Below are 17,304 nucleotides of genomic sequence, written 5' to 3' on the forward strand. Positions count from 1 at the left end.
CTACCTTAAATTTTAAATTTTTATATTCATGAATAAATATTTATGTTCTATAGACTATTTTTTGTTTCGATCCAAACAAAAATGGTTATTTAACAAGCGTTCGTTTCTATTCTTTATGTAGTATGTTTGATTCATTTTCGCATGATACATAACGTCGAACAGAAAAACCCCTTCCATTGCGAAGGGGCTATTATCATACGGCTACGCCTACTGATAAACACCATCATCATTTTAACAACTTTCGTATGAATTTTAAAGCACTTTTTGTAGAAGAGTAACGAATTTTCATGTCGAATGCTGTAGATTGGGCTAAAATGCTTTTATAATGTGAAAAAGTCCGAAAACTTTCTTTCCCATGATAACCCCCTAATCCACTACTTCCAACACCCCCAAAAGGTAAATATGGCGTGGCAAGATGATAGACAACATCATTAATACAGCCTCCACCATATGAAATATTACTCGTCACTTTCTTTTGTATTTCTTTATCTTCAGAAAATACATATAACGCTAACGGCTTCGGATGTTGCTGGATTGTGCCAATTACATCTTCTATGTTGTCGTACTCTATGATTGGTAAAATCGGACCAAAAATTTCATCTTCCATAACAGTATCTTTCCATGTAATATCCGCTAGTACTGTCGGTTCAATATGTAATGTATCTTTCTTATAGTTTCCACCAATTACGACTTGACCATCTTGTAAAAATCCACATAATCTTTCAAAATGACGCTCACTTACAATACGCACATAATTTTCATTTTGCAAAGGTTCTTTACTATACTGCTCTATAATTTCATGTCGCAGTGCCTCAATTAGCTTTTCTTTCACGGAAGAATGCACATACATATAATCAGGCGCTACACACGTCTGCCCTGCATTTAAAAACTTACCCCAAACAATTCTTCTTGCTGTCATCTCTATCTTTGCATCTTGATGTACAATACAAGGACTTTTCCCGCCAAGTTCTAAAGTGAGCGGCGTCAACTGTTTCGCTGCTGCTTCCATTACAACTTTTCCAACGCCAACACTACCAGTAAAGAAAATATAATCAAATGGTTCCCTCAGCAAAGATGTACTCTCTTCAACGCCACCTTCTACTACCGCTACAAGCTCTTCTGGGAATAATTCATCTAACATTCTCTTAAGCACTTTTGAAACGCTTGGTGTTAACTCTGACGGCTTTAAAACGATTGTATTTCCAGCTGCCAGTGCTCCTACAAGTGGTGCAATTGCTAATTGAAAAGGATAGTTCCACGGTGCAATAATAAGTGTCACACCATACGGTTCTGGCACTACTTTTCCTTTTGATCCAAAATGAGTAAGTGCTGTTCGAACTCGTTTCGGTTTACTCCACGATGACATATGTTTCAATTGAAAGGAAATTTCTTTTAATACATATCCAACTTCCGTTGTAAACGACTCGTGAACTGACTTATTTAAATCTAATTTCAATGCCTGAAATATTTCTTCTTCAAAATGCTGAATGCCTTCATAAAGCTTCTTCAAATTATTCTTTCGCATTTCGATGCTTCTCGTATGCCCTTTTAAAAAATATTCCTTTTGCCTACTTACAATAGAGGAAATACTCATTCACTCACCTTCTCCCACTATTTTTATCCAATTCTTTCATTATTTATATAGACTTCATATATAACAAATTTCTATTCTTAAAGTTACATTATATATGACTTTTTCAGCTATATAAAATTCATTGCTCACAAAAAAACTACCGAAAGAAAATCTCTCGGTAGTTTTACAGTATTAACGATATAAACGAACAGCACCTGCAGAATTATCATCAGCTTGTCCTACTACTTCAAACTTCAGACCAAGCTTCGGTAAAATACGTCCTGCATCTGGAATCTGTTGATTAATATACGTTTTAGAATCATCAAACTTCGGTACACCTGCTAAACCATCATACGTATACGTTCCACGCGTTGGAGATACAACTTTCCAAGCTGGCGTTTTATCGAATGAGAACGCCGCATCTGCGATTTGGAATCGCGTACTACTTTCCACTGTCGGTTTACCATTTAAAGTTCCTACAATTGCTTCTGGATGAGAATCAACTACACCTAGGAAACCGTGTCCTGGATGTACACCTACCCAGTTATCTGTGTAAGCTGAATCTGCATACCATACGACCATACCAGCGTTATATACTGGACCACGTGCAAATTTTAACGCGTTATCTGAACCAGCATAGTTTCTCCACTCAACATAGTAGTTATGGCTTTTCTTCTCTGTTCCGTTAGAAACAGCAAAACCATCTAATTTGAATTGTGCCGTACCTTCTGCGTCATCAGAGAATACTACTTTATCATCTACTGTTAATGAAGCATTATCAAGTAAGAAACCATTTAATGCTAAACCACCATCAGTAATGTAATCAAATGTTAATTTTACTTTCTTACCTTTGAACTGGCTTAAATCATATGATTTGTCAATCCATTTTCCATTTGTCGAATCTGCATTTCCACTATTTGCTTTCTCACCAAGTCTTTCAATTAACGTTTGTTGACCATCTTCCGTTACAGCGTGTACTTCAAGGAAATCATACTCTGCTTCAATTTCATATAATGATTTGAAGTCAAATTTTGCAGTCGTTGCATTTATTAAATCGAACAGTGGTGTTTCCATCTTCGTATGAAGATCATCACCTTTTGTGCTGTAGTAATACTGTTTTCCGAATGCCGGCTCAATTGTTTTTATATCTTTGTCTGGTAAGTTAACACGAATCATACCTGGACGGTTAGATTTCGTAACACTTTGGTCTAAATATGTTGCTAGGCCGATACCTTTATTTAATTTCTCGTAATCTACTTCTACGATATTTGCCCAGTTACCACCGATTGTTTTTTGGAAAAACTCTTTATTTTGTGGTGATAAGCTCGTTGGTGTTGTACCTGCAATTTTACCAGCCCAGCTTCCGCCACTCATGATAGACCAAGCTTGAATTGGCTCACCAGCACCGCTATATTGTGTATCATACTCATCTGGTAAACCTAAATCATGACCATATTCATGCGCGAATACACCAACTGCTCCATCTTCTGGTTCAATTGTGTAGTCGAACGCTGCCATCTTTCCACCCCAATATGGAACTTTCGCTTGTGTACCTTCAATTGCGAATGGTTTTGGTCCAACTGTCCAGCGATGTGACCAAATTGCATCATCACCTAATTTACCACCACCTGCTTCTTGTCCAACACCTGCATGAATAATCATTAAGTGATCAATTAAACCGTCTGGTTGATTTTTATTTCCATCGCCATTTACATCATATTGATCAAATTGATCAAACTCTGATAGATCAAGACCGCTATCTACAGCTGCTTTTAATGCATCTTTTACTAAATCACGTGGTCCCTTTGGTCCTTTATTATCATGACCGCCGCTAGCAGCATCTGCACCGTAATCAGCAGCTTTACCAGGAACTGTTAACCATTTTGTAACTGTTCCATCTACAGTGTAACTACCACCAGATTGCTCTTCGTAATATTGTTTAAACGTTTCAATTTTACTTCCATCATCTAATGTAAACGGCTCGTCACCGAATAGCATTTTTTCATAGTGTTCTTTGTTAAAGTCTTCCGAATACATATAACCAGGCTCTTTATCGATATTGTTATGTTTAAAGTCAGCGTACTCTACAAGTAAAACGAGTACTTTATCTTTACGCACATCACCGTTATACGCTTTTTGCTTTGCTGGAGATGTTGGTACTTTACCATTTAATCCGCCTTTAACTGGTCCTGTCGCTGCAGGTGTTCCTGTTGCAGGGTTATCTAATTTTTCTTTCGTGTCTGCTTTCGCATCTTTCACTTTCTTTAAAAAGTCAGATGCTTCTTTTGTAAGTTGATCCCCATTTGGTACTTCTTTCCCAGGATTTTCACCCTTTTTGTTCTCTACATACTTTTCGACAGCTTTCTTTGTTTCTTTCTCTGAAGCTGACGAATCAATTACCCCACGTTTTTTTAGCGCATCTGCTAAACGTTCTTCCGGAATTAAGTGATCATCAACTGGGCTCGTAGCTGTTTTATTCGCAGGCGTTTCAGCATATGCAGATTGAGTGCCAGCTCCGAATGAAAGGCCTAATACAGCTGTTAAAGCGATTGATGACAAAACTTTGAACGGTTTCTTGTTCATCCCATATTTCCTCCCCTAATAAATAATATGTATTACAAATTGAATTTTATTAAAAATTCAATATTTTTTCAATATTTAGTCATATTATGTAATATTTTTAATATACTTGTAAAAATTTCATAGTTAGCATACGAATATATCACAATTCAACAATGTTTTCTGAAAATATTGAAAGTTTTTATCGAACAATTTATAATTTCCATAGAGGGAGTTTAATGGGGATTTTATCTTTGTTTCATCTACACAATATTTGATAATTCACTATATAAAACACAAAATCCGATTGCATTATCATGTATTATGTAGCAGCAATTATGACCGATAATTAGGGAGGAATTACATTTGTACAAAGATAAGACAGACGCACTGGATCAAGAATGGATTGATTTAATACTTGAAGCTCTAGATGCTGGTATCGCCATGCAAGACATCGAGCAATTTTTCCAACGTATGAAGCCATCCAGTCAGGCTCAATAGGTTTGTTCTTTTTAACGAAGTTTATGTTATAATAATGACATCATAAGACAACTACATATTGATAGAAAGGTGCGCAAATATGATTGGAGAACGTATAAAACGCCTTCGTTTACAAAAAGGGATTTCATTAACTGAACTTGCCGAAAAAGCTGGCGTTGCTAAATCTTACATTAGTTCTATAGAACGAAATTTACAAAAAAACCCTTCCATTCAGTTTCTTGAAAAGATCGCAGCAGTTCTACAAATTCCAGTTGATACTTTACTTCATGATGAAACAACAAAGGAAACTAACCTAGACTCCGAATGGACACAACTCGTTAAAGATGCAATGAACTCTGGTGTCTCCAAAGAACAATTTCGTGAATTTCTTGAATTTACAAAGTGGAAGCAAAATCAAAAATAATAATAGAAAGAAGTGCTTACAACCAGCACTTCTTTTTCTTTATAAAAAAAAGCGGGAATACCCGCTTTTTTATTATTTTTCTTCCCCAGCTTCTTGGTTGGCATTGAATGTCCATTCTAAATTCAATGTATCACCTTGGAAGATATTTTGGTCTTTTCCATCATCTACGAATTCAAATTGTACCCATAGATAATCCTCTGTACCAGCTGCTAATCCACCCTTTTCTCCCCACTCAGGAGCAAAGATATCTTTAGCTAAAAGATCTGGATCAACTTTTTGTAAGTCTGCTAAAGTTGTTTCATATACAGGCTCACTTTGTTTATCCCAGTTCCAAAGGAATTTTACTTTAACGTGCTTACCAAAGTCTTCACCAGCATTATCACCTTTTGCATCTTTAACAGTATACTTTGTTGCTAATTTAACGTCTTTAATAGTTAACGAACCGCTGTTTTGTAATAAGAACTCTTTCTTAACAGAATCCCCTGGTTTTAAATCTTTAATATCTACAAGCGTCTTAGGGTTTAATGTAAGGTCTAACGTCCCAGCTGCAAATGTATTGTTTGATACTTCTTTATCGCTAAAGAATGCAAATGTTCCTCCACCAATTAAAGCTAACCCCAATGCTGCTGATGCAACTCCCATACCTAATTTCTTTTTCAGACTCACAATCAATTCCCCCTAGCTTTTTTTTATATTTTTATCACTTATTTTTCAATAAGAGATGTAAAGAAAACTATATTAGCTTAGCTAATATGCGTTCTTTTTTAAAAACCTTATGTTCATTATAACGAACAACTCTATATAAACACAACACATATTTATTAATATTTTCAGTTATTTTTATTTCTCAATATTTTTTAGACTTTTCGGAAAAAATAATGATAATTTATAACTTTTTTCACACTCAAATCATTTAATACTATAAGAAAAAAGAAAAACAAAGAGGTGAGGGCTAACGTTCCCTCACACTCGTATAAATATTACTAGTCTTGCTTATTCGTTCGCTCTCTCTTACACCACATTCTTATTTTCCGGCTGTTTCACTAAAGCAGTTACTCCACTTTCTTCTGCTCTTCTAGCTTTTTCTGTTCTTCCACTTTCTTTTGCTCTTCTACTTTTTTCTGTTCTTCTACTTTCTTCTGTTCTTCTACTTCCTTCTGTTCTTCGGCTTTCTTTTGTTCTTCGGCTTTCTTTTGTTCTTCGGCTTTCTTTTGTTCTTCTACTTTCTTTTGTTCTTCTACTTTCTTTTGTTCTTCGGCTTTCTTTTGTTCTTCTACTTTCTTTTGTTCTTCTACTTTCTTCTGTTCCTCTGCTTTCTTTTGTTCTTCTACTTTCTTTTGTCCTTCCGCTTCAATTGCAACGTTTAATTGTTGCTGAAGAGCCTGAATTTGCTCATCAATAGCTTTCAAGCTAATTTCTTTCTCAATATAGTCACGCTTCTCTTTGATACTGCGAAATCCTTCATTTACATATATGGACACTTGCTGCATCGACTCATCTTTATTTACCTTTAATTCTTCTTGTATTTGATTGTAAGGAGCTTCTATTTCAGTATATACATTTTGCAGAGCTTCCTTCTCAGCAACAATTTTCTCACGCCCTTGTTGCCATACAGAAATCGCCTGTTTTATTTCTTCAATAGAAGTTGCTTTCAATTTCCCCTTCATCGTTCCATACTCACGCTCAATAAACTGTTTATGTTTCTCAGATTGCTCTTTTAACGTATTAACTGTTTTCGGAAATATAATTGCTGTAGAAAGCGTCGCTTCTACTTTCGTTTCATGAATGAACGCCGCTTCTGTATGCGTCATAATTTGAGATCCTAAATAAAACGTAATACAACACATACACGGCAATATAAGCATCTTTTTAAAATTACGCGGTCTTTTCAGCATCTTAATCTCTCCCATCGAACATTACGTTCTTTATACAGAACATTATCTATATTATAGTAAAGAACTATTAAAATTGATAGACAAATACTAGAAAAATAGAAAAAGGGCTATCCATGTGATAGCCCTTTTTATTATTATCTTTCTTCACCTGCTGTTTGTTGTGCATCAAACGTCCAATTTAATTGTAACTTATCGCCTTGGAATTGATTTTGATCTTTTCCATTATCAACGAACTCAAATTTCACTTTGAATTTATCAGATTTACCTGCTGAAATACCTTTTTCATCCCAGAACCAAGCCGATAAATCATTATCTACAGCTGTAAGTGTGTCACCTTTTAATTTATCTAAAGTAGTTTGTTTCACAATTGTCTCATGCTTATCTACATTTTTTAAGAATGTTACTTTAATATGTTTACCAAAATCATCTTTATTATCTTTCTTTACATCTTCTACATTATAATCTGTTTTCAGTAGAACCTTTTTAATATCTAAAGAGCCTTTATTTTCTAGTTTAAATTCTTTTTCAATTGTATCCCCAGGTTTTAAATTCGATACGTTAACAACTGTTGATGGATTTAATGCTAAATCCAGTGTTCCAGCCGCAAATGTATTGTTTGACACTTCTTTATCACTGAAAAATGCAAATGTTCCTCCACCAACTAAAGCTGCTCCTAATACTGCTGATGTAATACCCATTCCTAATTTTTTCTTTAAAGTCATGTCCATATCCCCTTAATATATATTTGTTAACTTCCTAAACGGAAAGTATAACCAAACGAACTAGACGGATTGTTCTACTTTTTTATCTTTCTTTTCTCCGTCAATGCTACGAATAGCACCAAAAATAGAAATAGCGGAATAACCAAGCAAAAAGACTCCTGGAATAATAAGAAGTAATGCTGCTCCTGCTTTCGAATTCGCATAATTCAGTAAATAACCAACATACGGAACTGTAATATCTGCATACTTTCCAACTACATTTTCTGCAAGTACTGGCTCTAAATCTGGTCCGTTGTTGTTATCCCCTTTTGTTTCATACATTACTTTTCCATTTGTATCTTTCACACCGATAATACGGTGAGTGATAATTTTTTGATCTTTCTCTTTAAAGGTAATAACATCACCTTTTTGATATTTAGAACCATCTTTGTTTGGTTCTATTGCAATGATTGATCCTGTTAAAAACGTCGGCTCCATTGATCCTGAAAGAACGCTCTTAAATTGATATCCCATCACTGTCGGATCACCACCGCTTGCTTTTGAAGAAATAACTACAAAAGCTAAAAAAACCATCAATGCAAATAAAACAAATGAGATCGCGTTGCTAATTATCTTCCATATTAATTTCATCGTCTCTCTCCCTCTCCGTTGTTTTATATTATTTGAAGTATGCAATATCCACTTGTGTTCTTTAACAAGAACACAAGTAAATGATATAACGAACTTTAAGTTATTGCAATAAGAAAATTTACAATTATTAGTTATTTAAAATATAGAAAAAAGACTGTGCCAAAATTTTACACAGTCTTTTTATTAGTAATTTATTTACCTTCTGATTTCATTCCTTTTGTATTTCGGCGCAACACTACATATAAAATTGCTCCAAATAATATAATCGCACCTATCCCAACACTTATTACTTTCACATTTGAGTCTTTTACTTCAGGCATAGTTGTATCTTTTTTAGGCATCGTAAAAGTGACATCTTCTGTTGAAAGAACATTTACCGTCGCAATTGTTTGATTATTTTTCGTAATATCAACTGCACCAACTACCTCACCACGATGTATTCCTTTATGATATAAAGATTCTTTATCTAATGAAGCCGCCCGGAAAATAGTTTTCACATTTTTCCCTTCATCTTTCTTAAGCATAAGCTCCGCACTTTGTTCCAACTCAGAATTAACATCTTTATTTAAATATGTTGTTTTTTGATGCCAATTATGTTTATCAAGCACCATTTGCTTCGTAAATTGACCGAAAGAATATTCCGCCATCTGCTTCAAATCTTCATAAATTTCAGGTCTTTGAGAAGCCATTACTACGCTTATAATACGATTTCCATCTTTCTCATTTAATAAAACAAGTGTATTACGTGCTTCATTCGTAAACCCTGTCTTACCGCCAATGCTATATGGATTTTCAAAAAAATTAGATTTATTAAAAATAGACACCGTCTGCCTAGACGTCGTAACTGTCGTTCTTTTCGTATTCATCGCTTGTAAAATTTCAGGATACTTTTGCACACCCTTCGTAATCATAGCCATATCATACGGCGTCGTATAATGGTTCGGATCATGCAATCCATTCGGTGTTACAAAGTGGCTATCTTTCGCTCCTAATTGCTTCGCTTTCTCATTCATCATATTAGCGAAATTCTCAACACTCCCGCCAATCCGCTCCGCAATCGCATACGACACATCATTCGCACTCAGCACCATTAAAATCATAAGCGCAGTATTTCTATTAATTGTCTCTCCAGGTTGAAACTCAATTTGATAATTACTCTTCTCTTGATCTAATGCTAATTGTGAAAATGTAAATTGATCCTCTGGCTTTGTATGCTCCATGAGTAAAATCGCTGTTAACACCTTCGTCGTACTAGCAGGATATGCTCGGTGATATGCGTTTTTATCATACAAAACATCTCCTGTTTTCGCATCAATTGTCGTTGCAAACTGACTAAAAACATTCGGTCCTTCCGCAGGTGGTGGTGCAACTTGTTCTGGATTTACTCCAATATTCGTCTCAGCACGCAATGTTATGGGCGTCAAAAAAAACGAACAAATAACTGTAATAAAAACCAAAATTTTCTTAAAATTTACCATATGACTCTCCCTTTTCCATTTACTCCTTAACAAAATAATAAATCTACCAATCATATGTAATTTGTATTATATTGGAAGAAATTTCACTATTTTTTACTATATCATACTTTTACGATAAAGAACATAAATATACAATAAAAATAAGAAGGAATTACTCTTTCTTATCCTTCTCATCAATCAACGAATCTATTAACTTTTGACTAGCTTCCTCGGGCGTAATCTCATCTGTTATTCCCATAAACGACCAACCTTTAGAATCAACCCACTCAACAAACTCTTGTAAAAATTCATCATGTGTAACATCCACATCAAGAATCGATCCATTAATCGAAATCGTTCTATTTTTAGACACGCGCATCTTGAACGTTTTTCTTACCATTACAACTTTTCTCCCTCTACTTCTGAATATTTATAAAGTGAAACTTTCATCAACCCTCACGAATCGGACTTTTACGGGCATTCCGACCCGAACCTAACTTCTTTACTTTTGCTGAATTTCGAGGTAAGGGATCTTACTGCCCGCAAATAGCGAGATAAAATAATCATGTATCTCTGTTATACATGATTTTCAGTAAATTGTAAAAAGGATATATTGGCCAATTTAAATAGCAAAAATAAAAATCTCTTACCTACGTAAACGTAATACGACATACAATCGCTCATAAATTATTAAATAAATCCATAAAAATATACACTTTAAAACATAATTGAGTAAGCCATTCTAGTCTTTTGGAAGATATTATCTAAAATAGTATACTAAACGGATAAAGGATATTTGAATAAAGAAACTGAGGCCCTCTATTTAGCTGGATTCTTAAGTTGTAGACTTAAAGACTGATGCCTGAATTCATATTTAATTTCTATTTCTGTACATCATATCGTAAGAAAGAAGGTAGTACTGTGAAAACAACAGAAAATTTTACTGACAGGGCCGATATATATGCAAAATATCGCCCTAGTTATCCTAATGAATATATTGATTACTTGCTTTCAGCTAACCAACTGAAAGGGAATCGGATTGTGGCTGATATTGGTTCAGGTACGGGGATATTTAGCCACCAGCTGCTTGAAAGTGGTTTACATGTTATTGGAGTTGAGCCAAATGATGATATGAGAAAGATGGCTGAGCAATCATTAAAACTATATTCTCGTTTTCAATCCATAAAAGCAACTGCTGAAAATACCACTTTAAAAGAAAATAGTGTAGATTTAGTAACTGTTGCCCAAGCATTTCATTGGTTTGATAAAGAGGCTTTCAAAATCGAATGCCAACGAATTTTAAAACAAAAAGCAAATGTTGCACTTGTTTGGAATAGTAGAGATTTAACTAGTCCACTTATTAAAGAGAATGCAGAAATTTGCCAGAAAACCTGTCCAAACTTTAAAGGCTTTAGCGGTGGAATAGATGAAACTCCAGAAGTATTTAACAACTTTTTTAAAGATGGAAAGTATGATTTTAAAGAATATCAAAATGATTTACTTTTTGATTATGAAGGGTTTTTGGGAAGGAATTTATCAGCATCTTATGCTCCGAAAGAAAATGACGAACAGTATAAAAACTTTATTTTTCTCCTATCAGAGCTATTCGAAAAATACAGTAAAGATGGAAAAATTATTCTCCCGAATTTAACACGAAGCTATCTAGGCAATGTATAAACAGCCTGATACAAAGAGACATTGAACGGAATTAAAACAAGCTTAACCCCTCCCTGAATGTAGAACGAGGTTAGGCTTGTTTTGCATTTTACCACATCAAATTCAAATGACTTTCGTACAATAAAGTAGAATATATTAGAAAACACCTTAAACTGAGGAGGAACTCAATGGCGCGTTGTACGTATTGTAAAACGAAGTGGAAAGTAAAAGATGTATGGTCAATACTCGTGACATTTGAAAAAGATTGTCCGTATTGTTTTGGGAGGCAATATCTATCAAAGAAAACAGTGAACGCTATGCCAGAACTTATAAGCTTACCTTTACACTTCTTGTTCCCTTTTCTTGTTGATTTGAGTGATGAAGGTCCTTTGGATTGGTATCGGAAATAATATAACCTCTACATCCAAAGACTACTTTCTACTAAATTCGCTTCTCATCATTATCCCTTCATACATTACTCTCATAATCGCTTATACTTTCCCTTTTAAAGATCCCATAGCTCAACAGGAAGAGCGTCCCCTGAACAAATTTTATCAATTATGACTAAAAAAACAGTGATATATGTATACTGTTAAACATAAAAAATTAGCATTAGGTTCCAATTAAATATTAATTGAAACCCAACACTACTTGTATTCTGTAATTCAGAATACAAGTAGTGTTTTTTATTATGCATTTTTGCATACAGTATTGTTTTCTCTTGTAAATAGATAATAATGGTATATAATAAAACCAACATTTTACCAATAAAAGGTAATAAAGAGTAGTGGGATAAGCAAATAACCAAAACATATTAACAGATTTGTTCTATGTAAATCATGATACATATATGAAATCAAAACTATGAAATTTTATGTAGAGGTTAGATTACTACAAGATGAAAGATTCATAGCGAATGCACTCGAGGAAAAAAGTGTTCGATTAGATTAATCTTATTAAACTATTTAATGTGACGCCTATCGAACGAATTGAGAATATACTTAGGGGGAATTTCAAGTGAAGGCATTTAGTAAAGTATTATTAACTGGCGCATTAGCTTTAGGCGGTTTAACGGTTATGAACATTGAAACACCAAAAGCACATGCTAACGAATGGGATGGTTGTCATTACATTTGTGGTCCTGGTGAAACGGTGAACGGTGTTACAGTTCAAGTACACGCTACAGAATATAGCTTTGGTCAAAACGTAATTGCAAGAATTACAAATAAACGAGCTGAAGATATTCATTACAATGTCAGCATCGAGAAAAAATATGGCGATAACTGGGGAGAATATGATACTTTCTTCCATTGGCAAAATCAATGGGTTCCAGCTGGAAGTAACGATGAAATTTCTACTTTCACAGGATATGGCGAAAACATTTCAGACAATGGAACATATCGCTATAAAGTTGAAGTTGTAAGTGCTGACGGTTCTGTAGATACAATTTACACAGCAGGAATGACAGTTACAGGACGATAGCTCATGAACGAGCTCTATTATTTATGCTTGTATTTTTGATAATATCATTGATAATTGCGGTGATATTATTATTATTGAAATAAGCTCTTCGGGGCTTATTTTTTATATACAAATTGGAATAATAATATTCAGAAAATTACATCTTTACACTATTAAATTTTGTTGCTATTATAGGAATACGTCAAACGTTACAATATTCAACAAATTATACAAATCCTCCGATTACACGAATGAAAACACATTGCTGGTCGTAATATTTATAGTTGGGATCCCGTAGCTCAGCAGGGAGAGCGCCACCTTGACAGGGTGGAGGTCGTGAGTTCGAGCCTCTCCGGGATCATAAAATGATCGTAAACCGTGTCAGATTAACGTTTGATACGTTTTTTTTATTTTCCGTTGACTTAACCAGGGTGGCGGTCAGCTACAACGGGTCGTTATAGGTCTCTCGTCTCGTTTTCAAAAACGAAATAGAAGGCGTTTTTTTTATGACAGCTATTAATGAAGGAACTGTTTCAAAACGTAAAGGGAAACGTGTAAAGAAAGAGTTACGAACATTTGCTACACAAACGATCGACGACTTGTTCGAGAGATTTTATCATGCCAAGTTAGCTGAAGGACGAGCTACACGTACTTTGCATCAGTCTAAAGAAAACTTTCGATACTTTACGTATTTCCTCGATTACAAAAGTCTTAGTAGAAATATAGATACCATTACGACTGATGTAATCCGCAACTACGTAGTATTTATGGAGAACGAGAAAATACAATTTGAAGACCATAATTATAAACCAAATAAGTCATAAAAATCGACGTTGTGCCATCTTCGTTATGACGAAATTAATTTTTCAATAGTAACTACCTCCGATTTTTATTAAACTCTTTTTCCTATGTATAAATCCGACTCCTGAATTGCTTCGTAACGTTAATTTCAAAAAAGCTTCAAAACTTCTCATTCGTATATCTTGGAAGAAGCGCCGGTAGAAAGATGGCCAGCTACTACTCCCGTCTCTCACACTATTAAATCCGATCCTAAGTCGACTTTGTAGCGGAGAAACTGAAAAAACGCAAAAAAGACGTGAACCGAGGTTTACGCCTATATTTCAATTATTCTGCTATTATTTATTCTTCATCTTCGTCATACATAAAATGCTTAGCTATCTACCACCTAGCCTACACTCTTAACTTTTGAAGAATTTAAGATACTTAACATCCTCATCTTCAAAACATCTTCCTTCCGATTTTTTGTTAGCAAAGCTGAAAAACTCTTTTGCTATTTCTAAATCACCCAATTCATACGCAACTTTTCCTGAAATAAATTCTTTTTCACCTGTATCAATACGCATAAATCCGGTTAAAAACATTTTATCTGACCATTTTTTTGCTGTCTTAAAATCCTTTACAATAAAACAAGTATCAATAATATCATTCACTAAATCATAACTTTCATTATAAATACCTTTCGGAGTAGGTAATACACTCCAAGCCTCTTCTAATAATGTAATAGACTCATTATGATTACCTCTATCAAATTCATCATTACTCTGATTAACTAGACTTTCGAATTTCTCTTTTAAAGGTGATTGTAATATAGCCATATTGCTCCTCCTTAAATAATGTCTTTAATCAAGTCAAAATATTTATCATCTTCTTCAAAAAATATCTTGTAACCTTCTAGCATGTATGCTTTTAATAAATACTCCTTAGCTTTTTCAAGTTCTCCACATTCGAACAAGCTCTCTCCAAGTCTCAATAAAATCAATGGATTCGAAATACCGTCTGGACAGTTTAAAGCATTATAAAAATTACTTTTTGCCATTTCATAGTCATCTTTAATAAGATAAGTGTCGCCTATTACTGTATATAACCAAGTACTCGCTTCCCAATCCGTCTTTGGTGCTGGCACCATATCTAAAGCCACTAAATATTTCTCCAGTGCTTGATCAAATTGTTCTACTTCAAATAGAATATCTCCCTCTTCACATAGTTGTACAATTTGATTGTATATTTTGTCATCTAGTTCTAGTTCCAATTCCCTTTACCCCCAATTATTTTTTAGTTGGTGGCAAATATCTCTCACCTAATTTAGCGCCTGCTGATCTATTTAAACTAAAATGATCCAATTCATAATTAACAGAATCTAGCATCCATTTTCTAACTTCCTTAGACTTTGCTCCATAATGCCTACCAATACTATTCCACCACGAGACAGCATCGGTTAGATGAGCCATATCTGATTTACTAAGATCATACCACACTCCATCACTTGCCTTAAATTGCATTTTACCGGCACGTGTTGTCCTAATTCTTGGTGGATTTTCATTTTTCATTTTTTCTATTACTTCACGGCCAGTTCTTGATTTCTTTCCAGGTGTCTTTCCTAAATATTGTTCTCTTAAACTTTTAACTTTTTTAGGTGACGATTTTTTTATAGTACTAGCAGATCCATTTGGAGAAGACTGGAATTTTTGAAGAGTATCCTTAGCATTTTGAATTGATTTATGTAAAACAAATCCACCATGTCCAGCCACACTAACACCAGCTACTGTAGCAACTCCATTTAACGGAAGAACAATTGGTGATGCCAATCCACCGGTTCCTACTTCCGCTACGAAGGTTAAGAAATTAGAGGCACCTATAAGTGAAATACCTTCAAAAATTTCTATAACAGATCCTACCATCGATAAAGCATTTCCAGTAAGCCTTCCAGCTTGATAAGTCATCTTGCTTTCTAATTTATCATTATCAGGCGTTTTAAGTCCAATAAAGTTTTCCGCTGCTGCACTGCCAGCACCTTGAAAAAATTCGATAACACCATTTAAATACTCCCAAGCACCAATAGCTGTTTTTTCATACCATGATCTATTATCTTCCTGAGCCTTTAAAGCCACTTGTTTTTCTATTAAATCCATTTCCTCGATTTGATCTTGAATAGCTTGTTCATACATAATTTCTTGAATAGGTGTTAGCCATTCCATATTTAATTCTCTCGTACTAAATGTGCCGCTGGCAGGATTAAATCCTTTTCCACTCTGTACTTCTGCAAGTCCTATAGCAATGCTAGCAGCTAATTGAATTGCTGTACTATAGTTATTACTAGATGTTTGATTAAATTCATGTAGATGATCTAGCTTTTTTTGAAGTTTTTTCCTCATGTCAGTAAAAAGATTCGCCATAGCTTCCATACCCGGTATTGGCATAGCTTGACTGATGGCTTCCATACTTGCTTTCATTCGGTCAATCTCTCGAATTTGTTCTAGCAACTCTTGTTCAATGACATCAGTTGAAGCTACTTGTGATTCGAAATCATTGGGAAAAGCATTATTCTGACGAATTAACTCTTCACATAAAAAAATAATTCCTTGTGCCAAAGGTCGAAAGGTTTGGACAAAGAATGTTCTTGCACTTTCGTAAGTTTGTCCTTGTAAAACAGTATCACCTGCAAATGCGTCAATCGACTGAATGGCTTGTTCCATCCCTTGAATGGTGGCCGTACATACAGCATTCATGCTTTGAGTCTGGTTCTGTACTTCTCCCAAATACATATTTAAACTCATGCATTGACCTCCCTTGCTAATTGTTGTTGCTGATAGGAAAGCTCATTTTCTAAGTCACTAAGATCTCGTTTTTCCTTAAGTAACACTTCTTTTTTGTTTTCAAATTCAAATGTAAGTTTCCGCTCAATGTGTTGTGCTTCTTGACAGATATTTGTAAAAAAATGAGATAATTCTCTATCTCCATGCCAAGTTTCTAAAATTCGGTTAAACAAACGACGATTTTGATTTTTCCATTCATAAAAGCCCTCTTCTGTTTGCTCTTGAGTTTGAATCGCAGATTGATTTCGGTCCTGTTCTTCAAATGCACTTCGTAACCTTTGATTTAATTGTTTGATTTAGTTTTCAATATCTTGACTCATCTTTTTCCTCCTACCGTTTTACCTTTACGAAGGTGGTCACATTAGCGAAAAGTATGTTGAAGTTCGTTATCCATTCTCTCAAACTCTTTAGCTACCGAATGAATATGATCGACTGCCTGTTGAAAGGAGGCACAAAATTGTTTCGTTAAATCTAAAGCTTGCTGATTCGCTTCTTGTGCTTTGGAATTAACAGTTAGCGTAGTACGATTCGACTTCGTTATAGAACGATTTATCGTACTTTGGATAATATCAGAAGCATTCCTCATTTGCGTTGCGATTTGTTCTGCCGTTTGAAAATTACTTTGAAATTGTCCCATCGCTTAAACCCTTTCCAATATTTTTATAGAAAATTATACCATATTGGATTATATCACTGTAGCAGCTATTCAAATTTTCAACATATAAATAGTTGGTGGCATCCCTTCAACAAATTTTAGCTTTCTTTTAAATTTAAAAATTAAATTGCTAAACAAATGTTGGAGAATATCAAAAAAGGTTTTATGAACGTTGGAA

19 protein-coding genes and 1 tRNA gene are annotated in these 17,304 nt (G+C 34.5%); 7 read left to right on the forward strand and 13 right to left on the reverse strand.

The window, feature by feature from the left end:
• Positions 1-226 precede the first annotated feature (226 nt).
• Together ACTFO4_RS20605 and inhA1 are read right to left on the reverse strand one after the other, a co-directional pair.
• Complete coding sequence (locus tag ACTFO4_RS20605) at positions 227-1,594, reverse strand: aldehyde dehydrogenase (protein WP_078420617.1); 1,368 nt, start codon at positions 1,592-1,594, stop codon at positions 227-229.
• Positions 1,595-1,765: 171 nt separating this feature from the next.
• Positions 1,766-4,156, reverse strand: a complete 2,391-nt coding sequence (inhA1, locus tag ACTFO4_RS20610) for a M6 family metalloprotease immune inhibitor InhA1 (RefSeq protein ID WP_440014467.1) — start codon at positions 4,154-4,156, stop codon at positions 1,766-1,768.
• Between the two features lie 342 nt (positions 4,157-4,498).
• Here inhA1 and ACTFO4_RS20615 point away from each other — a divergent pair, with 342 nt between their 5' ends.
• Both ACTFO4_RS20615 and ACTFO4_RS20620 read left to right on the forward strand, forming a co-directional pair.
• On the forward strand, positions 4,499-4,633 hold the full coding sequence (locus tag ACTFO4_RS20615) for an anti-repressor SinI family protein (RefSeq protein WP_000276219.1): 135 nt from the start codon (positions 4,499-4,501) through the stop codon (positions 4,631-4,633).
• 79 nt (positions 4,634-4,712) lie between these two features.
• A complete protein-coding gene (locus tag ACTFO4_RS20620) occupies positions 4,713-5,036 on the forward strand; it encodes a helix-turn-helix domain-containing protein (protein WP_000578885.1) in 324 nt (107 codons plus the stop codon).
• A 72-nt stretch (positions 5,037-5,108) separates the two neighbouring features.
• Here the strand turns inward: ACTFO4_RS20620 and calY are convergent, their stop codons facing one another.
• From calY to ACTFO4_RS20650, 6 genes are all read right to left on the reverse strand, one after another.
• On the reverse strand, positions 5,109-5,702 hold the full coding sequence (gene calY / locus ACTFO4_RS20625; protein ID WP_000053713.1) for a biofilm matrix protein CalY: 594 nt from the start codon (positions 5,700-5,702) through the stop codon (positions 5,109-5,111).
• A 386-nt stretch (positions 5,703-6,088) separates the two neighbouring features.
• On the reverse strand, positions 6,089-6,931 hold the full coding sequence (locus ACTFO4_RS20630; RefSeq protein ID WP_440018864.1) for a DUF4047 domain-containing protein: 843 nt from the start codon (positions 6,929-6,931) through the stop codon (positions 6,089-6,091).
• Positions 6,932-7,065: 134 nt separating this feature from the next.
• A complete protein-coding gene (locus ACTFO4_RS20635; protein ID WP_000172852.1) occupies positions 7,066-7,653 on the reverse strand; it encodes a CalY family protein in 588 nt (195 codons plus the stop codon).
• A gap of 60 nt (positions 7,654-7,713) precedes the next feature.
• Positions 7,714-8,283, reverse strand: coding sequence for a signal peptidase I SipW (gene sipW, locus ACTFO4_RS20640; RefSeq protein ID WP_000767792.1), 570 nt, complete (start codon positions 8,281-8,283; stop codon positions 7,714-7,716).
• 191 nt (positions 8,284-8,474) lie between these two features.
• Positions 8,475-9,761, reverse strand: a complete 1,287-nt coding sequence (locus tag ACTFO4_RS20645) for a D-alanyl-D-alanine carboxypeptidase family protein (protein WP_000247031.1) — start codon at positions 9,759-9,761, stop codon at positions 8,475-8,477.
• Between the two features lie 151 nt (positions 9,762-9,912).
• Positions 9,913-10,140 (reverse strand): hypothetical protein, encoded by a 228-nt coding sequence (locus tag ACTFO4_RS20650; protein ID WP_000251856.1) that lies wholly within the window; start codon positions 10,138-10,140, stop codon positions 9,913-9,915.
• Between the two features lie 521 nt (positions 10,141-10,661).
• Between ACTFO4_RS20650 and ACTFO4_RS20655 the strand changes: the two genes are divergently transcribed.
• The 5 genes from ACTFO4_RS20655 to ACTFO4_RS20675 all read left to right on the forward strand — a co-directional run bounded on the left by ACTFO4_RS20655 (position 10,662) and on the right by ACTFO4_RS20675 (position 13,681).
• Positions 10,662-11,417 carry a class I SAM-dependent methyltransferase gene (locus tag ACTFO4_RS20655; RefSeq protein ID WP_000858661.1) on the forward strand — a complete coding sequence of 252 codons (756 nt, stop codon included), beginning with the start codon at positions 10,662-10,664 and terminating at the stop codon, positions 11,415-11,417.
• A gap of 167 nt (positions 11,418-11,584) precedes the next feature.
• Positions 11,585-11,806 carry a hypothetical protein gene (locus ACTFO4_RS20660; RefSeq protein WP_000090221.1) on the forward strand — a complete coding sequence of 74 codons (222 nt, stop codon included), beginning with the start codon at positions 11,585-11,587 and terminating at the stop codon, positions 11,804-11,806.
• 607 nt (positions 11,807-12,413) lie between these two features.
• Positions 12,414-12,878, forward strand: coding sequence for a hypothetical protein (locus ACTFO4_RS20665; RefSeq protein WP_440014465.1), 465 nt, complete (start codon positions 12,414-12,416; stop codon positions 12,876-12,878).
• A 267-nt stretch (positions 12,879-13,145) separates the two neighbouring features.
• Positions 13,146-13,218: transfer RNA gene (locus ACTFO4_RS20670), tRNA-Val, on the forward strand.
• A 145-nt stretch (positions 13,219-13,363) separates the two neighbouring features.
• Positions 13,364-13,681 carry a hypothetical protein gene (locus tag ACTFO4_RS20675; protein ID WP_017672821.1) on the forward strand — a complete coding sequence of 106 codons (318 nt, stop codon included), beginning with the start codon at positions 13,364-13,366 and terminating at the stop codon, positions 13,679-13,681.
• 375 nt (positions 13,682-14,056) lie between these two features.
• On the opposite strand, the gene ACTFO4_RS20680 is transcribed toward ACTFO4_RS20675, so the two are convergent.
• The 5 genes from ACTFO4_RS20680 to ACTFO4_RS20700 all read right to left on the reverse strand — a co-directional run bounded on the left by ACTFO4_RS20680 (position 14,057) and on the right by ACTFO4_RS20700 (position 17,108).
• Positions 14,057-14,473, reverse strand: coding sequence for a hypothetical protein (locus ACTFO4_RS20680; protein ID WP_017672820.1), 417 nt, complete (start codon positions 14,471-14,473; stop codon positions 14,057-14,059).
• Between the two features lie 11 nt (positions 14,474-14,484).
• Entirely contained in the window at positions 14,485-14,907 is a 423-nt protein-coding gene (locus ACTFO4_RS20685; RefSeq protein WP_017672819.1) for a tetratricopeptide repeat protein, read from the reverse strand.
• A gap of 16 nt (positions 14,908-14,923) precedes the next feature.
• Positions 14,924-16,432, reverse strand: a complete 1,509-nt coding sequence (locus ACTFO4_RS20690; RefSeq protein ID WP_061456928.1) for a T7SS effector LXG polymorphic toxin — start codon at positions 16,430-16,432, stop codon at positions 14,924-14,926.
• Positions 16,429-16,767, reverse strand: coding sequence for a DUF3958 family protein (locus ACTFO4_RS20695; protein WP_235598829.1), 339 nt, complete (start codon positions 16,765-16,767; stop codon positions 16,429-16,431). Before ACTFO4_RS20695 ends, ACTFO4_RS20690 begins: the two co-directional genes overlap by 4 nt.
• A 65-nt stretch (positions 16,768-16,832) precedes the next feature.
• Positions 16,833-17,108, reverse strand: coding sequence for a TIGR04197 family type VII secretion effector (locus tag ACTFO4_RS20700; RefSeq protein ID WP_017672814.1), 276 nt, complete (start codon positions 17,106-17,108; stop codon positions 16,833-16,835).
• Between the last annotated feature and the right edge of the window lie 196 nt (positions 17,109-17,304).

It is taken from the genome of Bacillus cereus group sp. MYBKT14-1, assembly GCF_051915185.1.
In the GTDB taxonomy this organism is placed as follows: Bacteria; Bacillota; Bacilli; order Bacillales; family Bacillaceae_G; genus Bacillus_A; species Bacillus_A cereus.